This window comes from Actinoplanes sp. NPDC019969 (genome assembly GCF_055562375.1).
Map to the genome: position 1 here is coordinate 168,243 of NZ_JBVHFK010000015.1, position 16,596 is coordinate 184,838.

Sequence of the window (16,596 nt, forward strand, 5' to 3'; positions counted from 1 at the left end):
CGCCCCCGCCTGCCTCGCGCAGTGTCGCCACGGGACGCGTATCCGGCGGGGACGGCTCACGGCGTACGAGAGAATTTCTTGTCCAGAAGGCTGTTGAGCAGGGCGGACGCCGTCTCGGGATCGCGGACCGTGGCCAGGAAGCAGCGGTCGTCGGACAGGTCCAGGCGGACCGCCGGGCCGCTGCGCAGGATCAGGCCACGGCCGCGCATGTCGAGGCTGCGCCGGTAACCCCAGCCGCCCCACTCGGCGATGCGGACCGTGTCCGGCCGGGCCGCGACGATCTCCTCGAGCGGGATCAGCACCCGCGGCCGGCCCCACGGCCCGAAGCCGACGGTCAGGCCCCGGTCGTCGATGGTGACCCGGGTCTGGAACGCGGCGAACAGCACGGCCGCGAGCACCACCAGCGACACGGACACCCAGGGAGCGGCGAGAGACAGCACGACAGCGGTCCCGAACAGCGGCACCAGCGCCAGGTAGGCCCAGCGGGACACCGCGCCCCGCTCGGTCCACACGGCCCGCTGACCGTCGCCGAGATCGAGCCGGGAGAGGGACGCCGGCGGCCGGTCCGTCGCGGCCGGGTGCCGGGGCGCGGGACCGCAGGCGGCGAAGGCGAGACCGGTCCACGCGGCGGTGCCGGCGAACAGCGCCAGCAGGTGCCAGGTGGGACTGTGGACGGCGGCGGCCTCGGCGGCGTCCAGGGAGAGCGCGGCGGTGATCAGCCAGATGCCGGCGGCGAACGCGATCGTCGCCGCCGCGGCGACGATCACGGCACGCCGCAGCCGGAAGCGGATCGGGACCGCTGCCAGCACCAGCGTGGTCACCGTGATCAGGGAGATCACCACGAGGTACGCCGTGAGGGTGGCGGTGAGCCCGGCGGTCCGGTCGACGTCCCCGGCGACGTTCCAGTGCATGGGCATCGGGTCGGGCAGCCGGTCCCACCAGATCCAGGCGGTCAGCGGCACCAGCACGGCCGGCGCGACGGCCACCACCGCACCCCGGAACAGACGCATCGAATCGGTCATGCCAACCTCCTGATTTCCGCGATGAGCTCGTCGATGTCAAGGCCGAGACGCCGGCCGGCGTCGAGCACCCGGTGTGCCGCGTCGACCAGCTGCGCCCGGTCGGCGGCCTCCCCCCGGCACACCGTGGCGCCGCGGCCCCGGCGCAGCTCGATCAGGCCCTCGTCGCGCAACTGCGCATAGGCCCGAAGAATCGTGTGCATGTTGACCTGCAGCGACTCGGCGAGGTCGCGGGCCGCGGGAAGGCGGTCCCCGGGGGCGATCGTGCCGGCCGCGACCGCTCCGCGCACCTGCGCGGCGATCTGATCGGCCAGAGGCACCCCGGACGCGGGGTCGATGCGAACCAACATGTTCGCATTCTATGCGAACAATGCGCGCACAATCAACTCGCTGTCGCGTCGTTGGACAGAACATGGTTTCGGTACGGCGACGCACGCTCCTGATCAGCGCGGGCACGGTGATGGCAGCGGCCGCGGCATGGCGACTGCGGGAACAGCCCGTGACCGTCCCCGGCGCGCCCCCGGGCGACGAACGGGTCGAGCGGCGGTTCTCGGCGGCCCGCGGGCGCGAGGTCGACTTCTACACGGCGGTGCCCGCGGGGTACGGCGACGGCCGCGGCCTGCCGGTCTGCCTCGTCCTGCACGGCGGCTCGAAACGGCCTGCCGACTTCCCCGCGCTCGGGCTGGGCCGCTTCCTGACCGACGCGGTCCAGCGGGGCGCTGCGCCGTTCGTGCTGGCCGGCGCGACCGGCGACCGGCTGGCGTGGCGCCCGCACGACGGCGACGACCCGCAGCGGATGGCACACGAGGAGGTTCCGGAGTGGTGCGCCGCACGCGGGTTCGACACCCGCCGGACGACCGCCTGGGGCTGGTCCATGGGCGGGGCAGGGGCGCTACTGCTCGCCGAGACGTTCCCCGGGTTCGTCCGGGCGGTGGCCGCCTTCTCGCCCGCCGTCACCCCCGGCGACGACGTCTTCGCCGGCGCGCAACGGCTGGCCGGGACACCGGTCGGCCTGTGGTGCGGCGAGGACGACAACCTGCTCGACGCGGTCCGCGCGCTGCCGATCGAACCGGCCGCCGGCGGGTACGGCCCCGGCCGGCACAACTTCGCCTACTGGAGCACGCTCATCCCGGCGGCCTTCACGTTCCTCTCAGCCGCTCTTGAAGAACCGGTCAGCCGCTCTTGAAGAACCGGCCGGTCGACTCGCCACCCGGCGCGCCCGCGAGGCAGTGCAGCAGAGTGTCCTCGCCGACCGGGATCGGCCAGGCGGCCCGCCGCCAGCCGCGGGTGCCGCCCGGGCTGAAGCTGCGGGCGGCCATCACGTCCTCGGCGCAGGCCACCCCGGTGTGCGGCTCGTCGATCAATGCCTTCTCCCCGATCACGACACCGCCCGCCGGGAGCGCGATCGCCGCGAACGTCTCCCAGTAGTGGCTCTCGGCGCAGTCCACCCGGCGCGGCGGGACGGCCACCCCCGCGTTGGCGGTCAGACCGGCCCAGCACATCGGCTCGACCGGGCAGAAGGTAGGACCGCACGCGGTGAAACCCACCAGCTCGCGTTGCTGAACCTGCTCGTTCGTGGCGACGGCCGCCTCGCCGTCCGGACGGCTGCCCCAGATCACCAGACCACCCACGACCAGCAGCAATACGGCGAAACCGGCCAGCATCGGCAGGGCCATCGACCGGCTCGGCCTCGGCAGTTCCACGATCGGGGCCGGGGCGCCGGCGGCGGCCGCCAGTTCGGCGGCGGACTGCCAGCGGTTCGCCGGGTCGACGGCCAGGGCGCGTTCGACGACCGCCTGCACCCGGAGCGGGATGTCCACCTTCATCGTGCGGGGGCCGGACCGGAGACGCTGGAGGGCGACCGCGTACGGGTTCTCCCCCACGAACGGCTTCTCCCCCGCCAGGCACTCGTACGCGACCAGGCCGAGCGAGTACACATCGCTGAGCGGGCCGGCCGGTTCCCCGCGGACCTGCTCCGGGGACAGGTAGGTGGGCGTACCCAGAATGGCGCCGGAAACCGTGAGCCGGCTGGCGTCGGAATGCCGCGCGATCCCGAAGTCGGTGATGACCACCGTGCCGTCCGGGCGGACCAGCAGGTTCGCCGGTTTGATGTCGCGGTGCACGAGACCCCGGTCGTGGACCGCCTGCAGCCCCGCCGCGGTCTGCGCGACCAGCCGCATCGTCTCGTCCGGGGTGAGCCGGCCGCGGCTGAGCCGCTGCGACAGGGACTCGCCCTCGACGTACTCCATCACCAGGTAGAGCCGCCCCTGATCCCGGCCGAAGTCGTGGATCGACGCGACCGCCGGATGGTTGACCCGGGCCATCGACATGGCCTCGGCCTCGAACCGCCGCGCGAAGTCCGGGTCGTCGGCGACACCGGGCAGCATCACCTTGACCGCGACGGTCCGCTGCAGCACCTCGTCGGTGGCCAGCCACACCTCGCCCATCCCGCCGGCGCCGACACGCTGCCGCAGAAGATAGCGGTTCCCCAGGAGCATCGCGCCAGCTTAGATGCCCGCCGATGAGCGGAGGTAGGGTGCGGGGGTGAGCGGAATCGAAGGCGAGCTGCTCGAGGCGGAGCGGCGGCTGCAGCAGGCGCAGCGGGACGGGGACGTGGCGGCGCTGGACCGGCTGCTCGACGACCGGCTCGTGGCGATCGGGCCGGACGGGCGGCGGTACCGCAAGGGTGACGACCTGGACGCGTACCGGTCAGGGACCTCGAAGATCGACAGCCTGACCGAGGAGGACCTCGAGGTGGCCGTCGTGGAGGCGACCGGGGCGACGTTCGCGCTGTGTGCGGTGAGCGGGACGTTCGGTGGGGAGCCGTTCGCGGCGCGGCTCCGGTACGCCCGGACGTGGGCGTACCGGAAAGAGATCGGATGGCGTGTCGTCGCCGCCCAGATCTCGCCCGCGTGACCGCCGGATCAGCCGGGGGTGGGCAGGCTCAGCAGGCGGCCCAGGTTCTCCGGGGCGAAGAACTCGACCGGTGAGGTCACGCCGGAGTTCAGGCGGGCGAACGCGTCCATCCCCTCCTGGTTGCCGGCGATCGCCGAGACCAGCTGGATCATCTGCTCGTCCGGCGGCTGCAGCGACGCGATCCCGAGGGTCATCTGGTAGTGCGGCATCGCCCGCGCGTCCCGGCGCGCCTGGTAACCCGGCAGATCGTCGGTGACGATCGCGTCGGCGAGCAGTTCGGCGTCGAGGAAGGCGTCGGTGATGCCCTGCGCGGTGATGTAGTCACGGCAGTAACCCGCATCGCCGACCAGCGCCCAGCCGGGGCCTGACGGCACCCGGAAGTAGTTGTGCACCGACGCGCCGACGTGCTTGGTCTCCCGCTTGGCGGCACGGATCCGGTCGGCGAACGCCGGGGACGTCTCGAACATCGCCCGCATGGTGCCGTCGACGTCGTGGCGGTGCTCGGCGAGTTCGTCGTGCGGCCAGCCGGCGATCACCAGGGTCAGATCGTCGTTGGTGGGGCAGACGGCCCAGCCCCGGCCGGGGCGGCTGTACGCCTCGAAGGTGTCGGTCGGCAGATCGCTCCAGTACGAGTAGTAACCGACGGTGAGCGGCGGCCGGTCCTCGTACGCCGGCGCCCGCACCGCCTTGGCGACCACCGAGTTCCTCCCGTCGGCGCCGACCACGAGACGGGCGGTCGATGTCGTGCCGTCCTGCCCGCGAATGCCGGTGACCCTGCCGTCGTCGTCGAAGAGCACCTCCTCGACCGGGTAGCCTTCGCGGATCTCGGCTCCGGCGGCGGCAGCGGCGTCGAGCAGGATCTTGTCGAGGAGGGTGCGGCGGGGCGCGTAGGCGTACGGGGAATCGCTCGTGCCCGGAGCACCCGCGAGGGTGACCGGCCCGAAGTCGAACGAGTACCGCCCGACCGGCGGCACGCCCGTCGCGACGACCTGGTCGAGCACGCCCCAGCGCTGCAGCGCGGCCACGCCCGGCGGGTGCAGGACGTGGGTCGACACCGTGTCGCTGGGGAAGGTGGCCCGGTCCACCAGCAGCGTCCGGTACCCACGGCGGGCCAGCAGCGTGGCAAGGGGTGAGCCGGCACAGCGCGCGCCCACCACGATCACATCGAAATCAGTCATGAGGCTCCCTAGCCGGAATCTCAGGCCATAGTGGAGCCTGACGGTTCGCCTGTCGATGGGCGGCGGGTGACAGAATCGGGGGAGCCTGAATTGATCATCATTGCTGGATCGCTGCACGTCGATGCGTCGGACCGGTCGCGGTACCTGGCGGGAGCCGTGGAAGTGGATCGCCTCGCCCGCGCGGCGCCGGGGTGCCTGGATTTCGCGCAGACGCCCGATCAGGTGGACCCGACCCGGATCAACGTGTACGAGCGGTGGGAGTCGGACGAGCATCTGCAGAAGTTCCGGGAGTCGGGCGGCGGTCCGGAGGTCGAGCTGCCGCCGATCACGTCCGCCGATGTCCAGAAATATCGTATTTCTGCCGTCGAGCAGCCGTGACGCGAACCGAGCAGCCGTGACGCGAACCGAGCAGCCGTGAGGCACGCTGAGCAGCCGTGACGCGCGCTGAGCGACCGGAGCAGCGGCTCACGACGCCAGGTGGTCGCGGTCACCCCCGGCTGGCTGTAGGGGCTGTCTCGACCCCGCCGAGACAGCACTGACAGCCAGCCGGGGGTCAGCGAGCGTGACGACCCGGTCGGCCCATCGGCTCAGCAGCGCCGGATCGTGCGACACGACCAGCACGCCCAGACCCGTCGCCTGCTGCTCCGCGGTGATCACCGAGGCGACCAGGGCCTGCGTGGAGGCGTCGAGCATGGTCGTGGCCTCGTCGCAGAGCAGGTACGACGGCCGGTGCGCCAGCGCCCGCGCCAGGCATGCCCGCTGCAACTGGCCGTCACTGACCGCGTGCGGGCGGCGGGACAGCAGGTCGGCGGTGAGACCGGCCCGGTCGGCGAGTTCGGCGACACGCGCGGCGACGAGTTCCCGCGGCTGCCGGACGGCCCGCAGCGGTTCGGCGATGATGTCGGCGAGCGTCAGGCGCGGGTCGCTGGCGGCGCGGGGGCTCTGGAAGAGCACGGCGATCCGGGTACGCACGGACACCGGCACCCGATGCCGCACCCCCTCCACCCGTACCCCGTCCAGCGACACGTGCCCGGCGTCCGGGGTGTGCAGGAGCGCGAGGACCCGTACCAGAGTCGATTTGCCACTGCCGGAAGGCCCGCGAAGCCCGACCGTCTCGCCCGCCGCAACCGTCAGCGAGACGCCGGTGAGCACGCGGCGCCCCCGATATCCGGCGCTGACACCGTCCGCGATCAAGCTCATGCGGGCACCTCCACGAGCGGGTGATGGCAGGCGACCGGACCGGACGGCAGGGCCGTGCAGCTCTCCGACACGCGCGGGCACCGGGCAGCGAAGGCGCATCCCTTCGGGAGCGCGGTCAGCATGGGCGGATGGCCGGGGATCGGCGCGAAGTCGCGGTCCGGCAGGGCATTCAGAAGGGCTTGCGTGTACGGGTGAGCAGGCGACCGAAAAAGATCACCCGCCGGGCGGTGCTCGACGATCCGGCTGGCGTACATGACGGCGACCGTGTCGGCGACTCGTTCCGCCGCCGCGAGATCGTGGGTGATCAGCAGCACCGCCGCGCCCTCGTCACAGCGGCGGCGCAGCAGATCGAGCGTGTGGTCGACGAGGGGCCGGTCGAGTCCGCTGGTGGGTTCGTCGGCGATCAGCAGCGGCGGATCCGCGGCCAGGGCGAGCGCGGTGGCCAGGCGCTGGGCCATGCCACCGGACAGCTCGAACGGGTACCGTTCCAAATCCGCCGGATCCAGCCCCGCCTCGATCGCCACCTGCCCGGCGAGGCCGGGGTCGCGGCCGTGCGCTTGGAGCGTCTCGCCGAGCAGCCGCCGCCCGGTCCGCACGACGGTCAGCGCGGTCGCCGGGCTCTGCGGCACCAGCCCGATCCGCCTCCCCCGCACCTTCCGTGCCAGCACCTTCTCCCCACACGCGAGCAGATCCACGGCCCCTCCCGAGCCCGCACCGCCCGCGTCCCCCCTCGTCGCATCCCCACCGCTTCCGCTACCAGCGCCCGCATTACCAGCACCCGTGCTACCAGCACCCGTGCTACCAGCACCCGTGCTACCAGCCCCCGTGCTGACAGCACCCGAGCTCCGGGTATCCGGCGGCCCTGCGGCCCCGCCCGGTGAACGGTGGATCTTGTGCGGCTGGTTCTCATGGCTGCCTCCCGCCCGCCGGGACAGCCATGAGAACCAGCCGGGCTCTTCCGGCCCGCTGTCAGGACCGTGTCGGCGATCCCGAGGCGGAACTGACGGCCACGCGGTCTCTTCCGGCCGGCTGTCAGTGCTGTCTCCGCGGGTCCGAGGCAGCACTGACGACCAGCCGTTGTTCTCGGGGCGGGACCGAGACGACACCGAGGGCCGGGCCGGGGCGAGCAGGGCACGGCCGCTGACGACGGCGTTGGCGGGGAGGAGACCCAGCAACGCGTGGGCCAGGACCGACTTGCCGCAGCCGGATTCGCCGACGATGGCGAGCAGCTCGCCCGGGCGTACCGTCAAGCTCAGGTCCGAGACCGCATGAACCACCGCATCGCGCAAGCGGAAGCGGACGGTGAGCCCTTCGACGGTCAGGAGATGGTTCACAGGTTGAGCTCCGCACGGACTCGGGGGTCGAGGTGGTCGCGCCATCGGCCGGCGAGCGCCGCGATGGCGAGGGTGACGGCGATGATCACGGCGCCGGGTACGAGACTGGACCACCACGCGCCGGCCAGCAACGACCGCTGACCGTCATTGATCATGTTGCCGAGGGATGCCAGGTGGGGTGGCAGGCCGAGGCCGAGGAACGACAGCGACGTCTCGTGCCAGACCGCGTGCGGGATCATCAGGGTGACGGCCAGGGCGATCTTCGGGAGCACGTGCGGGAACAGGTGCCGGGTGAGCACCCGGGTCCGGCTCGCCCCGCCGGCGATGGCGGCGTCGATGAAGGGGCGGGTACGCAGCGACAGCAGCTCGGACCGGACGATCCGGGCGGTGGACAGCCAGTGGGTGAGCCCGATGGACAGGATCACCGCGCCGAGGCCGGGCCGCAGCATCGCCACGATGAAGATGCCGAGCAGCAGGTGCGGCAGGGCGGAGATGGTGTCGATGACCCGCATGAGGATCCGGTCGACCCAGCCGCCGAGCAGGCCGGCGAGCCCGCCGATCAATCCGCCGACGAGGGCCGCGGCGACGGCGGCGACCACTCCTACCAGCAGCGATACCCGTAGGCCGTAGATGCTGCGGTGCAGCACGTCCCGCCCGAGATCATCGGTGCCGCCGGGATGGGACAGCGACGGCGGCAGGGCGACGCGGTCGAGGGCGACGGCGCTCTGGTCGAGCGGCAGGAGTACGGGTACCAGTAGCGCCGCGCCCACCGCGACCCCCAGCACCAGCCCGGCGATCGGCGTCCCGGGCCGGATCCGCGGCCGGGACATGACGAGATCAGCCATCGCGCCGCCCTCCCGGGAGCGTGTGGTTCTCGGGCGCGAATAGCGGCCGAACCCCACACACGTACTGCGGCGGCGGGTAGAGATCAGCCATCGATGCGCACCCGGGGGTCGGCTGCCGTGTAGGCCAGGTCGGTCAGCAGGTTGGCGGCCAGCACCACCGCCGTCGTGATCAGGGTGATCGCCGCGAGCAGCGGGAAGTCGCTGCCGAGCGCCGCGTGCACACTGACCGCCCCCAGTCCCGGCAGTGAGAACACCGTCTCCACCAGCACCGATCCGCCGACCAACTCGGGCAGATGGGTGCCGACGAGGGTGAGGAACGGCAGCAGCGCCGTCCGCAGCGCATGCCCGAACAGAACGGTCCGTCCGGCAAGGCCCCGGGCCCGGGCCGCGAGCACATGGTCCTCCCGCAGGCTCTCCGCCACCGAGTCCCGCACGAACAGCAGGAACCACGGGGCCTGCGAGATCGCCAGCACGGCCACCGGCAGCACGAGATGGTGCGCGACGTCGGCCGGTTCGGCGCCGGTGGCGCGTACGTCGGTGAGCCCGCCCGCCGGGAACCACCCGAACCCGATCGCGAACACCGCGATGGCGGCGAGCGCGAGCCAGAACGACGGCATGGACTGGACGGCGTACGCGGCCGCCCGCACCCCCCGGTCCAGCAGCCCGCCCCGGTGGTAGGCGGCGAGCGTCCCCAGGATCAGGCTGCCGGCCAGCACCACGACCAGCGTGATCCCGATCAGCAGCAGGGTCCATCCGGCCCGGGCGGCGATGACGTCACCGACCATCTCGTGCCGGGACGTGGACCACCCGAGGTCGCCGTGGAGGAGGTTGCCGAGCCAGCGGAGGTACTGCACGTGCAGCGGATCGTCGACACCCCAGTTGGCCCGGATCTGCGCGAGGTTCTCCTCGCTCATGGTGAAGACGGCAGCGCCCGCGTACTGCTTGGCCGGGTCCATCGGGGACGCCGCGCCGAGCAGGAACATGCCGACGCTGGTGGCGAAGAGAACCGGCAGGGCGAACGCGAGCCGCCGCCCGATCACTCGGATCACCGGCGGGTCCAGGTGTGGATGTTCCACCAGATGGCGTTCTCGACGCCGTGGGCGTGCGGCTCGACGCGCGGGGCGACCCCGGCGATGTCCTCGCGGACCAGGTAGGCGTGCCGCAGGTAGGTGAGGAACACCCAGGGCACGTCGGCGGCGAGCTGTTCCTGGAACTTCTGGTACGCGGCCTTGCGCTCCCCCGGCTCCGCGCTGGTCCGGCCCTTCTCGAGGGCCTCGTCGGTGATCGCGGACTTGTACGAGCCGGGGTTGAAGTACCCCTGCTCGGCGAACTTCGACCCGAACAGCTTGTAGGAGACGAAGTCCGGGTCGTACGGCGTGCCCCAGCCCATGATCAGCGCGTCGTTCCTCATCCGCGGGTCGATCGCGTCCCAGGTGAGGCCCTCCGGTTTGATCTCGATGCCGGCCTTCTTCGCGTCGGCCGTGACAGCGAGGGCGAGTTCCTTGCGGAGGCTGTCGCTGGCCGGGTACATCAGCGTGAACGCGGCCCGCTGCCCGTTGCGGGCCCGGATCCCGTCGGCGCCGGCGGTCCATCCTGCCCTGTCCAGGATGGCGGCGGCGTCCCCGAGGCGGGGCGCGGGGAGGGCGAAGGGCGAGGTGGGCGGGATCGGCCCGTACGCCGGATCGCCCGCCCCGGCCAGCACCCCGGTGACCATCGCCTGCCGGTCGACCGCCGCGTTCACCGCCTGCCGGATCGCCAGGTCCCCGGTGACCGGCCCGTTCATCGGCAGCATCACGCCGCGGTAGTCGGCGGTCGGCACCTTGTGCACGGTGTACCCGCCGAGCGCGGCAGCCGTCTTCGGCGCCATCTCGACGGCGTCGAACTCGCCGGAGCGGGCCCGCTGGGCGCGCACGTTGTCGTCGGCGACGAAGGCCACGATGACCCCGCTGTTGGCGGGCTTTCCGGCCCAGTAGGTGTCGTTGGCGGCGAGCACCAGTTTGTCGCCGGGGGTCCAGGAGGTCACCCGGTACGGCCCGGTGCCGATCGGCTTGCGGTTGATCGCGGACTTGTTGAGGTCCTCGCCGGGCAGCTCCGGCAGGATCCCGATGGTGAGCCGCTGGAGGAACGGCGCGTACGCGTACTTCAGCCGGAACACCACGGTCTGCGCGTCGCTCGCCGTGACACCGTCCAGCATGTCCAGGTCGGAGCGGATCGTCGAGTCGACCTTCGGGTCCAGGATCGACCGGTAGGTGAAGACCACGTCGTCGGCGGTGAGCGCCTTGCCGTCGTGGAAGGTGACGCCGGTCCGCAGTCGCGCGGTGACCGTCCGGCCGTCGGCGGAGACCGTCGGGAGTTCGGTCGCCAGGGCGGGCACCAGCGCGTTCTCGTCGTCGCGCGCGACCAGGCCGTCGAAGATCAGGGAGGCGCCGTCGGCCCCGTACCCCAGCACGGGGTTGAGGTTGTCCGGCTCGCCGGCGGTGGCCACCACGAAGGTGTTCCCGGCCGAGCCGGAGCCGGTGACGTCAGGTGTCGAGCAGGCGGTCAGGGCCAGCAGGGCGACGACTGCGGTCCCCAGGAGACGATGCATGACGACATCCTCGTGGTAGTTGCCAAAGATTTGCAACTACCACGAGAAGGGGAGAAGAAGATCACGATCTTGCGTAGCGGGGCACGTACTCCTGACCGGACAGTTCGCCGATGGCCGTCATGATCGCGTCGGTGGCGGCCCTACGTTCCCGTGCGCTGTCCGGGTCGGTGGCGACCGCCGCGAGCTGCACCGGCTTGCCGAACACCACCCGCACCCGGGCCGGCCGCGGGACCACCTTGCCCGGCGGCAGCACCCGGTCGGTGCCGAACATCGCCACCGGCACCACCGGCGCGCCCGACTTCAGCGCCAGCCACGCCACCCCGGTCCGCCCGCGGTAGAGCCGCCCGTCCGGCGACCGGGTCCCCTCCGGGTAGATCGCGAACGCGCCACCGCGCCGCAGCACCGCCAGGCACGGCTCCAGCGACGCGACGGCGGCCCGCTTGTCGTCCCGGTCCACCGCCACCTGCCCGTTGCGGGACATGAACCAGGAGACGAAGCGGCCCAGCGGCCCCTGCCCGGTGAAGTACTCCGCCTTCGCCATGAAGACCACGCGCCGGGCCACCGCCATCGGCAGGAACGTCGAGTCGGTGACGGACAGGTGGTTCGAGGCGAGCAGCAGCGGCCCGCCCACTGGCACGTGCTCAGCGCCCTCGACCCGCAGCCGGACCGCCGTCTTGACCAGTTCGTACACGTGCCGCCTCTCATTGATCCCCGGTGAGGATGACGTCCCGCAGTCCCCGCACCACCGCTACCACCTCGGGCGGCGCGGTGCGCGGCGAACCCGCCGCGAACGGCGGGCGCGGGTCGTACTCGATACCCAACTGCACGGCCTGGGCGACGGTCGCGTCCGCGATCGCGGCGACCAGCTCGAGCGCCATGTCGATCCCGGCGGACACCCCGGCCGCGGTCACGTACTTACCGTCGGTCACCACCCGTTCCTCGGTAGGAATCGCACCGAAATCGGCGAGCTGCGGCACCGACAGCCAGTGGCTGGTGGCGCGGCGGCCGGCGAGCAGACCGGCCGCGGCCAGGATCAGCGAACCGGTGCAGACCGAGGTGGTCCACGTGCTGGTGGCGTCGGCGCCGCGCAGCCACTCGTGCATCGGGCCGCCGGACATGTGGTCGTTCTGCCCGGGCCCGCCGGACACCACGATCACGTCCGGATGGGGCACCTCGGCGAACGTAGCGTCCACCGTCAAGGCCAGGCTGCCGACCTCGGTCCGGACCGGTCCTCTCTTCGCCCCCACGAAGACCACCTCACTGCCCGGCACCCGGCTGAGCACCTCGTAGGGCCCGACGGCGTCGAGGGCGGTGAGACGGTCGAAGACGACGATGGCGAACTGCATGTCAGACCTCCTGGGGTACGGGGCGGAAGCGCCGCTGATATTCCGATGGCGAGATGCCGAGCACCCGGGCGAAGGCGCGGCGCATCGCCTCCGGGGTGCCGTAACCACTGGCCCGCGCGACCTGCTCGACCCCGTCGGCGCTGTCCTCCAGCAGCCGCCGGGCGGTCTCCAGGCGCACCGCGTCGACGTACCGGCCGGGGGTCTGCCCGACCTCGGCGGTGAACGCGCGGGCGAACTGCCGCGGCGACAGGTTCACCCGCCGGGCCAGGGCCTCCACCGACAGGTCGGCCGCCGGATGTTCGGCGATCCAGTGCTGCAGCTCCCGCAGCCCCGGCCGGGCCGCGACCTGCGCCGACAACAGGACACTGAACTGGGTCTGATTGGCCGGCCGGCGCAGGAACATCACCAGGTGCCGGGCGATCAGCAGCGCCGTGTCCCGGCCCCGGTCCGCCTCCACGATCGCGAGCGCCAGGTCGATCCCGGCGGTGACGCCGGCCGAGGTGGCGATCGGCCCGTCGATCACGAAGATCGGCTCCGGATCCACGGCGACGTCCGGGTACCGCCGGGCCAGGGTGGCGCACACCTCCCAGTGCGTGGTGGCCCGGCGCCCGGCCAGCAGACCGGCCGCGGCCAGCACGAACGCGCCCGAGCAGACACTCATCACCCGCCGGATGCCGGGCGCGTGCCGGCGCAGCCAGGCGACCAGCTCCGGGTGCGGGTCGTGCGTCCCGTGCCCACCCGGCACCACCACGATGTCCGGCACCGGCGCAGCCGGCAGGTCGTGCTCGGGCACGAGGACCAGACCGCTGGAGCTGCGCACCGCCAGCCCGTCCCGGCTCGCCGTCGTCACCCGGTAGCCCGCGCCGGTGAAGACCTCCAGGGGCCCGGTCACGTCGAGGCTCTGCACCCCGTCGAAGAGCAGGATCAGTACGTCCACGCCTTCAGCCTGGCCGCTCGGCGCGGTGGCAGCAACGACGTGGATCCCACCTTTCCTGCCACCGTCAGACCCCTCCGATCGCCTCGCTGATCGCCTCGATCAGCCGGGTCGCGATCACCGGCCGGTCGGTCGCCACCGTGACGACCGGCCCGACGTTGAGCGGTCTCGCCTCCGCCACCCACCCCGCCCAGTCGTCCCGCAGCCGCTGCTCGTCCTGATAGAGCTCACCCCGGCGGCGGCTGCGGTACCGCTCCAGGGCCACCTCGCCGGGCACCGCGCACCACACCTCCACCACCGAGCGCGCCCCGGACCGGGTGATCCCCTCGGTCACGAACCCCAGGTCCCGCGGCCGGAACCACCAGCTCTCCAGGATCACCACACCCGGTGTCGCCGCCGCGATGTCCCACATCGCCTCCGCGGCCGCCGGCCCCAGCGCCTGCGGCGGCACCCCCGGCACCGCGGCGGCCATCGCCTCTTTCAGCAGATCCTTGCCGATCAGTGGTACGCGCAACGCGCCCGCCAGCCGCCCCGCCAGGGTGCTCTTCCCCGACCCGGGAAGCCCGTTGATCAGAATCAGCCGCTGCGCCACAGACAGAAGCCTTCCATCCCTCTACCATCCGCACGATGAAGGTGCGTCACCTGAACTGTGGCACCATGCGCCCCGCGTTCACGCCGGGCGGGCTGGTCTGCCACGTGCTGCTGGTGGAGACCGGGGACGGGCTGCTGCTCGTCGACTCGGGGTTCGGCCTGCGCGACGTCGCCGCGCCGGCCCGGCGGGTCGGCGCGGCCCGGTTCCTGATCCGGCCGGTGCTGCGGGAGGCCGAGACGGCGGTGCGGCAGGTGGTTGCGCTCGGTCACGACCCGTCGGACGTACGCGACATCGTGCTCACCCACCTCGACGCCGACCACACCGGCGGCCTGGCCGACTTCCCGCACGCCCGGGTGCACGTGACAGCGACCGAGTCGGAGGCGGCCCGGCATCCCCGCACCCGCAACGAGCGCTACCGCTACCTGCCGGCCCAGCGCGAACACGGCCCCCACCTCGTCGAACACCACCCCGAGTCCGGTGCCGTGTGGCGCGGTTTCGCCGCCGCCACCGAGATCCGGCCCGGGGTGGCCCTGATCGCGCTGCCCGGGCACACCCGCGGCCACGCGGCGGTCGCCGTCGACGCCGGCGACCGCTGGATCCTGCACGCCGGCGACGCCTTCTACCACCGCGGCCAGATCGACGGCGTGACGCGCGCCCCGCGCCCGCTGGTGCTGTCGGAGCGGATGATCGCCCACGACCGCCGCCTGGTCGCCGCGAATCACACCCGCCTGGCCGCCCTGTGGTCCACCGCTGACCCGGCTCTGACCATCGTCAACGCCCACGACCCCGCACTGCTCCCCACCCCCACCCCCGCGTGTTGATTTCGGCCGTCATCCGCACCCCAACTCCACACACGAACGCGCCCAGCCCGCGTGTCGGCTTCAGCCGCACCCCAACCGCCCACCCCGCGTGTTGATTTCGGCCGCTATGCGCACCCAAAACCAACACGCAGCACACGCGCCCACCCCGGCGTGTGGACTTCAGCCGCTATGCGCACCCAAAACCAACACGCAGCACACGCGCCCACCCCGGCGTGTGGACTTCAGCCGCTATGCGCACCCAAAACCAACACGGACAAGCGGCGAGCTGCGTGACGCTCGGGCGTACCTCTCCCCGGGAACGCAGAAGCCCGGCCTGCCGTAAGGGGCAGGCCGGGCTTCTCGGGAACGCTGCGTCAGCAGGCGCCGGCGACGACCTTCGGCTCACCGGACGTGGTGGCCGGGAGGGTCAGGCAGGCCACGGATGCACCCGAGGTCACCTGGGCGACACCGGGGCGAACGATCTTGACCGTGGTGCCGGGCATGTTGAAGTCGGCGGCGGCCTTCGGCAGGGCGGCGGCCGGCTTGCCACCGTCGCTGAGGGCGCCGATCAGGGCCTTCGAGCCGAGGAGGCCCGCCCAGCTCTCCGCCATGTTGGCGGTGCTGCTGGCGGGGACACCGCCGGGCAGGGAGCCGCTGCCGATGCCGCCGGCGGCGGGGCCGGACTGGCCCATGGCCTCCACGATCTTCTGGACGTCGAGCTTCGTGGCGTTGCCGGGGGCGCTGATGTCGGCGCCGGTGGCGATCTCGACGCGCAGGCTGGCGCGGCCGGTGTTGCCCGCGTCGAACTGCAGCAGGTTGATCTCGAACGCCTTGAAGTTGCCGTTGTCGATCCACAGGTCGAGGACGATCGGCTTGTCGGCCGGCGTCTCCTTGGCGAGCTCGGAGGTCGCCTGCTTGAGGATCTCGCCGGTCTCCTTGGGGGCGATCGCCGCGATCGCGTCGAGCAGGCGCTTGCCCTCGTTGAACGCCTTCACCGTGGAGGTGGTGACGATCAGGTGGGTCTTGTCCTTCTCGTCGCGGACGATGTCGGCGCTCTCGAGCAGGTTCTCCGCGCTGGCCTTGAACTCGCCGACCATCTTCTCCTGCTGCGCCGGGTCGACGCTGGCGGTCGGGTTGACGCCGGTGGTGCCCTCGGCGAACTTGGTCACGTCGTCGGCGGAGATGGAGACCCAGCCGCCGTCGAGGAGCGCGTCGACGCCGGGGATCGCGGTGCCGACCTCCTTGCGGATGTCGTCGATGTCGGCCTTGGTGCCGCCGAACTTGGTGACCAGCTCGTTGACCGGCACCTTGAAGTACGCGATCTTGTCGACGACCCGGACCTCGGCGCCGGTGACGCCGTCGACGGTGGCGTTGAAGAGTGCCCGGTCGTCCTCGATGCCGTCGCCGGCCTTGTCCCAGGCCAGGGTGAACGACGAGTTGTAGATCTTGCGGAGGATGTCGGCGTCCTCGGCGTCGAAGGCGTCCGCGCCGGTGCCGGACTCCTTCTTCGCGAAGGCGATGAGGTCCTCGACGTTGCCGCCCGCCTTCAGCGTGAAGCCGGCCTTGCCGGACGCGCCCAGGTTCTCAGCGGCCTTCTTGAGTTCGAGCTTGGGCTCGAGCTGCTGGAACTGGTTCGCGCACCCGACCGTGAGGGTCAGGGTGGTGACACCGGCTACGGCGCCGGCCAGGAAGCGCTTCATGCGCGAGAATCTCCATTCGAGGGGGCTACCGCGACACTCCCCCGTGCCGCGGATTGCCGAGTGTAGGACCATCGATCAAAGGCCCGCGCACCCTTTTCCCCGTTCGGGGACCTCCGGCGTTGCTTTACCACTTCCTGACCAGGGC

Annotated in this window: 18 protein-coding genes and 1 pseudogene; 4 read left to right on the forward strand and 15 right to left on the reverse strand. The window is 72.0% G+C overall.

Annotated elements, in window-relative coordinates:
- Positions 1–56: 56 nt before the first annotated feature.
- The gene (locus ACZ3II_RS37070) at positions 57–1,022 is read right to left on the reverse strand and encodes a DUF1648 domain-containing protein (protein ID WP_465524280.1); all 966 of its coding nucleotides are present in this window, start codon (positions 1,020–1,022) and stop codon (positions 57–59) included.
- Complete coding sequence (locus tag ACZ3II_RS37075; protein ID WP_465524282.1) at positions 1,019–1,369, reverse strand: GntR family transcriptional regulator; 351 nt, start codon at positions 1,367–1,369, stop codon at positions 1,019–1,021. Before ACZ3II_RS37075 ends, ACZ3II_RS37070 begins: the two co-directional genes overlap by 4 nt.
- Before the next feature lie 62 nt (positions 1,370–1,431).
- Between ACZ3II_RS37075 and ACZ3II_RS37080 the strand changes: the two genes are divergently transcribed.
- Positions 1,432–2,205, forward strand: coding sequence for an alpha/beta hydrolase (locus ACZ3II_RS37080; protein WP_465524284.1), 774 nt, complete (start codon positions 1,432–1,434; stop codon positions 2,203–2,205).
- Here the strand turns inward: ACZ3II_RS37080 and ACZ3II_RS37085 are convergent.
- Entirely contained in the window at positions 2,192–3,517 is a 1,326-nt protein-coding gene (locus ACZ3II_RS37085; protein ID WP_465524286.1) for a serine/threonine-protein kinase, read from the reverse strand. The two genes, ACZ3II_RS37080 and ACZ3II_RS37085, sit on opposite strands and share 14 nt — an antisense overlap.
- 46 nt (positions 3,518–3,563) lie before the next feature.
- Between ACZ3II_RS37085 and ACZ3II_RS37090 the strand changes: the two genes are divergently transcribed.
- Positions 3,564–3,935, forward strand: coding sequence for a nuclear transport factor 2 family protein (locus ACZ3II_RS37090; RefSeq protein ID WP_465524288.1), 372 nt, complete (start codon positions 3,564–3,566; stop codon positions 3,933–3,935).
- 8 nt (positions 3,936–3,943) lie between these two features.
- Here the strand turns inward: ACZ3II_RS37090 and ACZ3II_RS37095 are convergent, their stop codons facing one another.
- Entirely contained in the window at positions 3,944–5,113 is a 1,170-nt protein-coding gene (locus ACZ3II_RS37095) for an NAD(P)/FAD-dependent oxidoreductase (protein WP_465524290.1), read from the reverse strand.
- Between the two features lie 90 nt (positions 5,114–5,203).
- On the opposite strand from ACZ3II_RS37095, the gene ACZ3II_RS37100 reads away from it, so the two are divergent.
- The gene (locus tag ACZ3II_RS37100; RefSeq protein ID WP_465524372.1) at positions 5,204–5,491 is read left to right on the forward strand and encodes a putative quinol monooxygenase; all 288 of its coding nucleotides are present in this window, start codon (positions 5,204–5,206) and stop codon (positions 5,489–5,491) included.
- 87 nt (positions 5,492–5,578) lie between these two features.
- On the opposite strand, the gene ACZ3II_RS37105 is transcribed toward ACZ3II_RS37100, so the two are convergent.
- The 10 genes and pseudogenes from ACZ3II_RS37105 to ACZ3II_RS37150 form a co-directional block, all read right to left on the reverse strand.
- Positions 5,579–6,313 (reverse strand): ABC transporter ATP-binding protein, encoded by a 735-nt coding sequence (locus ACZ3II_RS37105; RefSeq protein ID WP_465524292.1) that lies wholly within the window; start codon positions 6,311–6,313, stop codon positions 5,579–5,581.
- A complete protein-coding gene (locus tag ACZ3II_RS37110; RefSeq protein WP_465524374.1) occupies positions 6,310–7,008 on the reverse strand; it encodes an oligopeptide/dipeptide ABC transporter ATP-binding protein in 699 nt (232 codons plus the stop codon). The genes ACZ3II_RS37105 and ACZ3II_RS37110 overlap by 4 nt, the downstream gene beginning before the upstream one ends.
- A 492-nt stretch (positions 7,009–7,500) precedes the next feature.
- Positions 7,501–7,692, reverse strand: a pseudogene (locus ACZ3II_RS37115) (ATP-binding cassette domain-containing protein); the annotation flags it as partial.
- Positions 7,644–8,492 carry an ABC transporter permease gene (locus tag ACZ3II_RS37120; RefSeq protein WP_465524294.1) on the reverse strand — a complete coding sequence of 283 codons (849 nt, stop codon included), beginning with the start codon at positions 8,490–8,492 and terminating at the stop codon, positions 7,644–7,646. The pseudogene ACZ3II_RS37115 and the gene ACZ3II_RS37120, both read right to left, overlap by 49 nt.
- Before the next feature lie 83 nt (positions 8,493–8,575).
- A complete protein-coding gene (locus ACZ3II_RS37125) occupies positions 8,576–9,541 on the reverse strand; it encodes an ABC transporter permease (RefSeq protein WP_465524296.1) in 966 nt (321 codons plus the stop codon).
- Positions 9,538–11,079: an ABC transporter substrate-binding protein gene (locus tag ACZ3II_RS37130; RefSeq protein WP_465524298.1), complete on the reverse strand. Its 1,542-nt coding sequence runs from the start codon at positions 11,077–11,079 to the stop codon at positions 9,538–9,540. The genes ACZ3II_RS37125 and ACZ3II_RS37130 overlap by 4 nt, the downstream gene beginning before the upstream one ends.
- A gap of 61 nt (positions 11,080–11,140) precedes the next feature.
- Positions 11,141–11,770, reverse strand: coding sequence for a lysophospholipid acyltransferase family protein (locus ACZ3II_RS37135; protein WP_465524300.1), 630 nt, complete (start codon positions 11,768–11,770; stop codon positions 11,141–11,143).
- Positions 11,771–11,780: 10 nt separating this feature from the next.
- Complete coding sequence (locus ACZ3II_RS37140) at positions 11,781–12,425, reverse strand: DJ-1/PfpI family protein (protein ID WP_465524302.1); 645 nt, start codon at positions 12,423–12,425, stop codon at positions 11,781–11,783.
- Position 12,426: 1 nt separating this feature from the next.
- Positions 12,427–13,362 carry a GlxA family transcriptional regulator gene (locus ACZ3II_RS37145; protein WP_465524304.1) on the reverse strand — a complete coding sequence of 312 codons (936 nt, stop codon included), beginning with the start codon at positions 13,360–13,362 and terminating at the stop codon, positions 12,427–12,429.
- A gap of 64 nt (positions 13,363–13,426) precedes the next feature.
- The gene (locus ACZ3II_RS37150; RefSeq protein WP_465524306.1) at positions 13,427–13,951 is read right to left on the reverse strand and encodes a P-loop nucleotide/nucleoside kinase family protein; all 525 of its coding nucleotides are present in this window, start codon (positions 13,949–13,951) and stop codon (positions 13,427–13,429) included.
- Positions 13,952–13,986: 35 nt separating this feature from the next.
- Here ACZ3II_RS37150 and ACZ3II_RS37155 point away from each other — a divergent pair, with 35 nt between their 5' ends.
- Positions 13,987–14,772 (forward strand): MBL fold metallo-hydrolase, encoded by a 786-nt coding sequence (locus tag ACZ3II_RS37155; RefSeq protein ID WP_465524308.1) that lies wholly within the window; start codon positions 13,987–13,989, stop codon positions 14,770–14,772.
- Positions 14,773–15,125: 353 nt separating this feature from the next.
- Here the strand turns inward: ACZ3II_RS37155 and ACZ3II_RS37160 are convergent, their stop codons facing one another.
- A complete protein-coding gene (locus tag ACZ3II_RS37160) occupies positions 15,126–16,451 on the reverse strand; it encodes a hypothetical protein (protein ID WP_465524310.1) in 1,326 nt (441 codons plus the stop codon).
- Positions 16,452–16,596 lie beyond the last annotated feature (145 nt).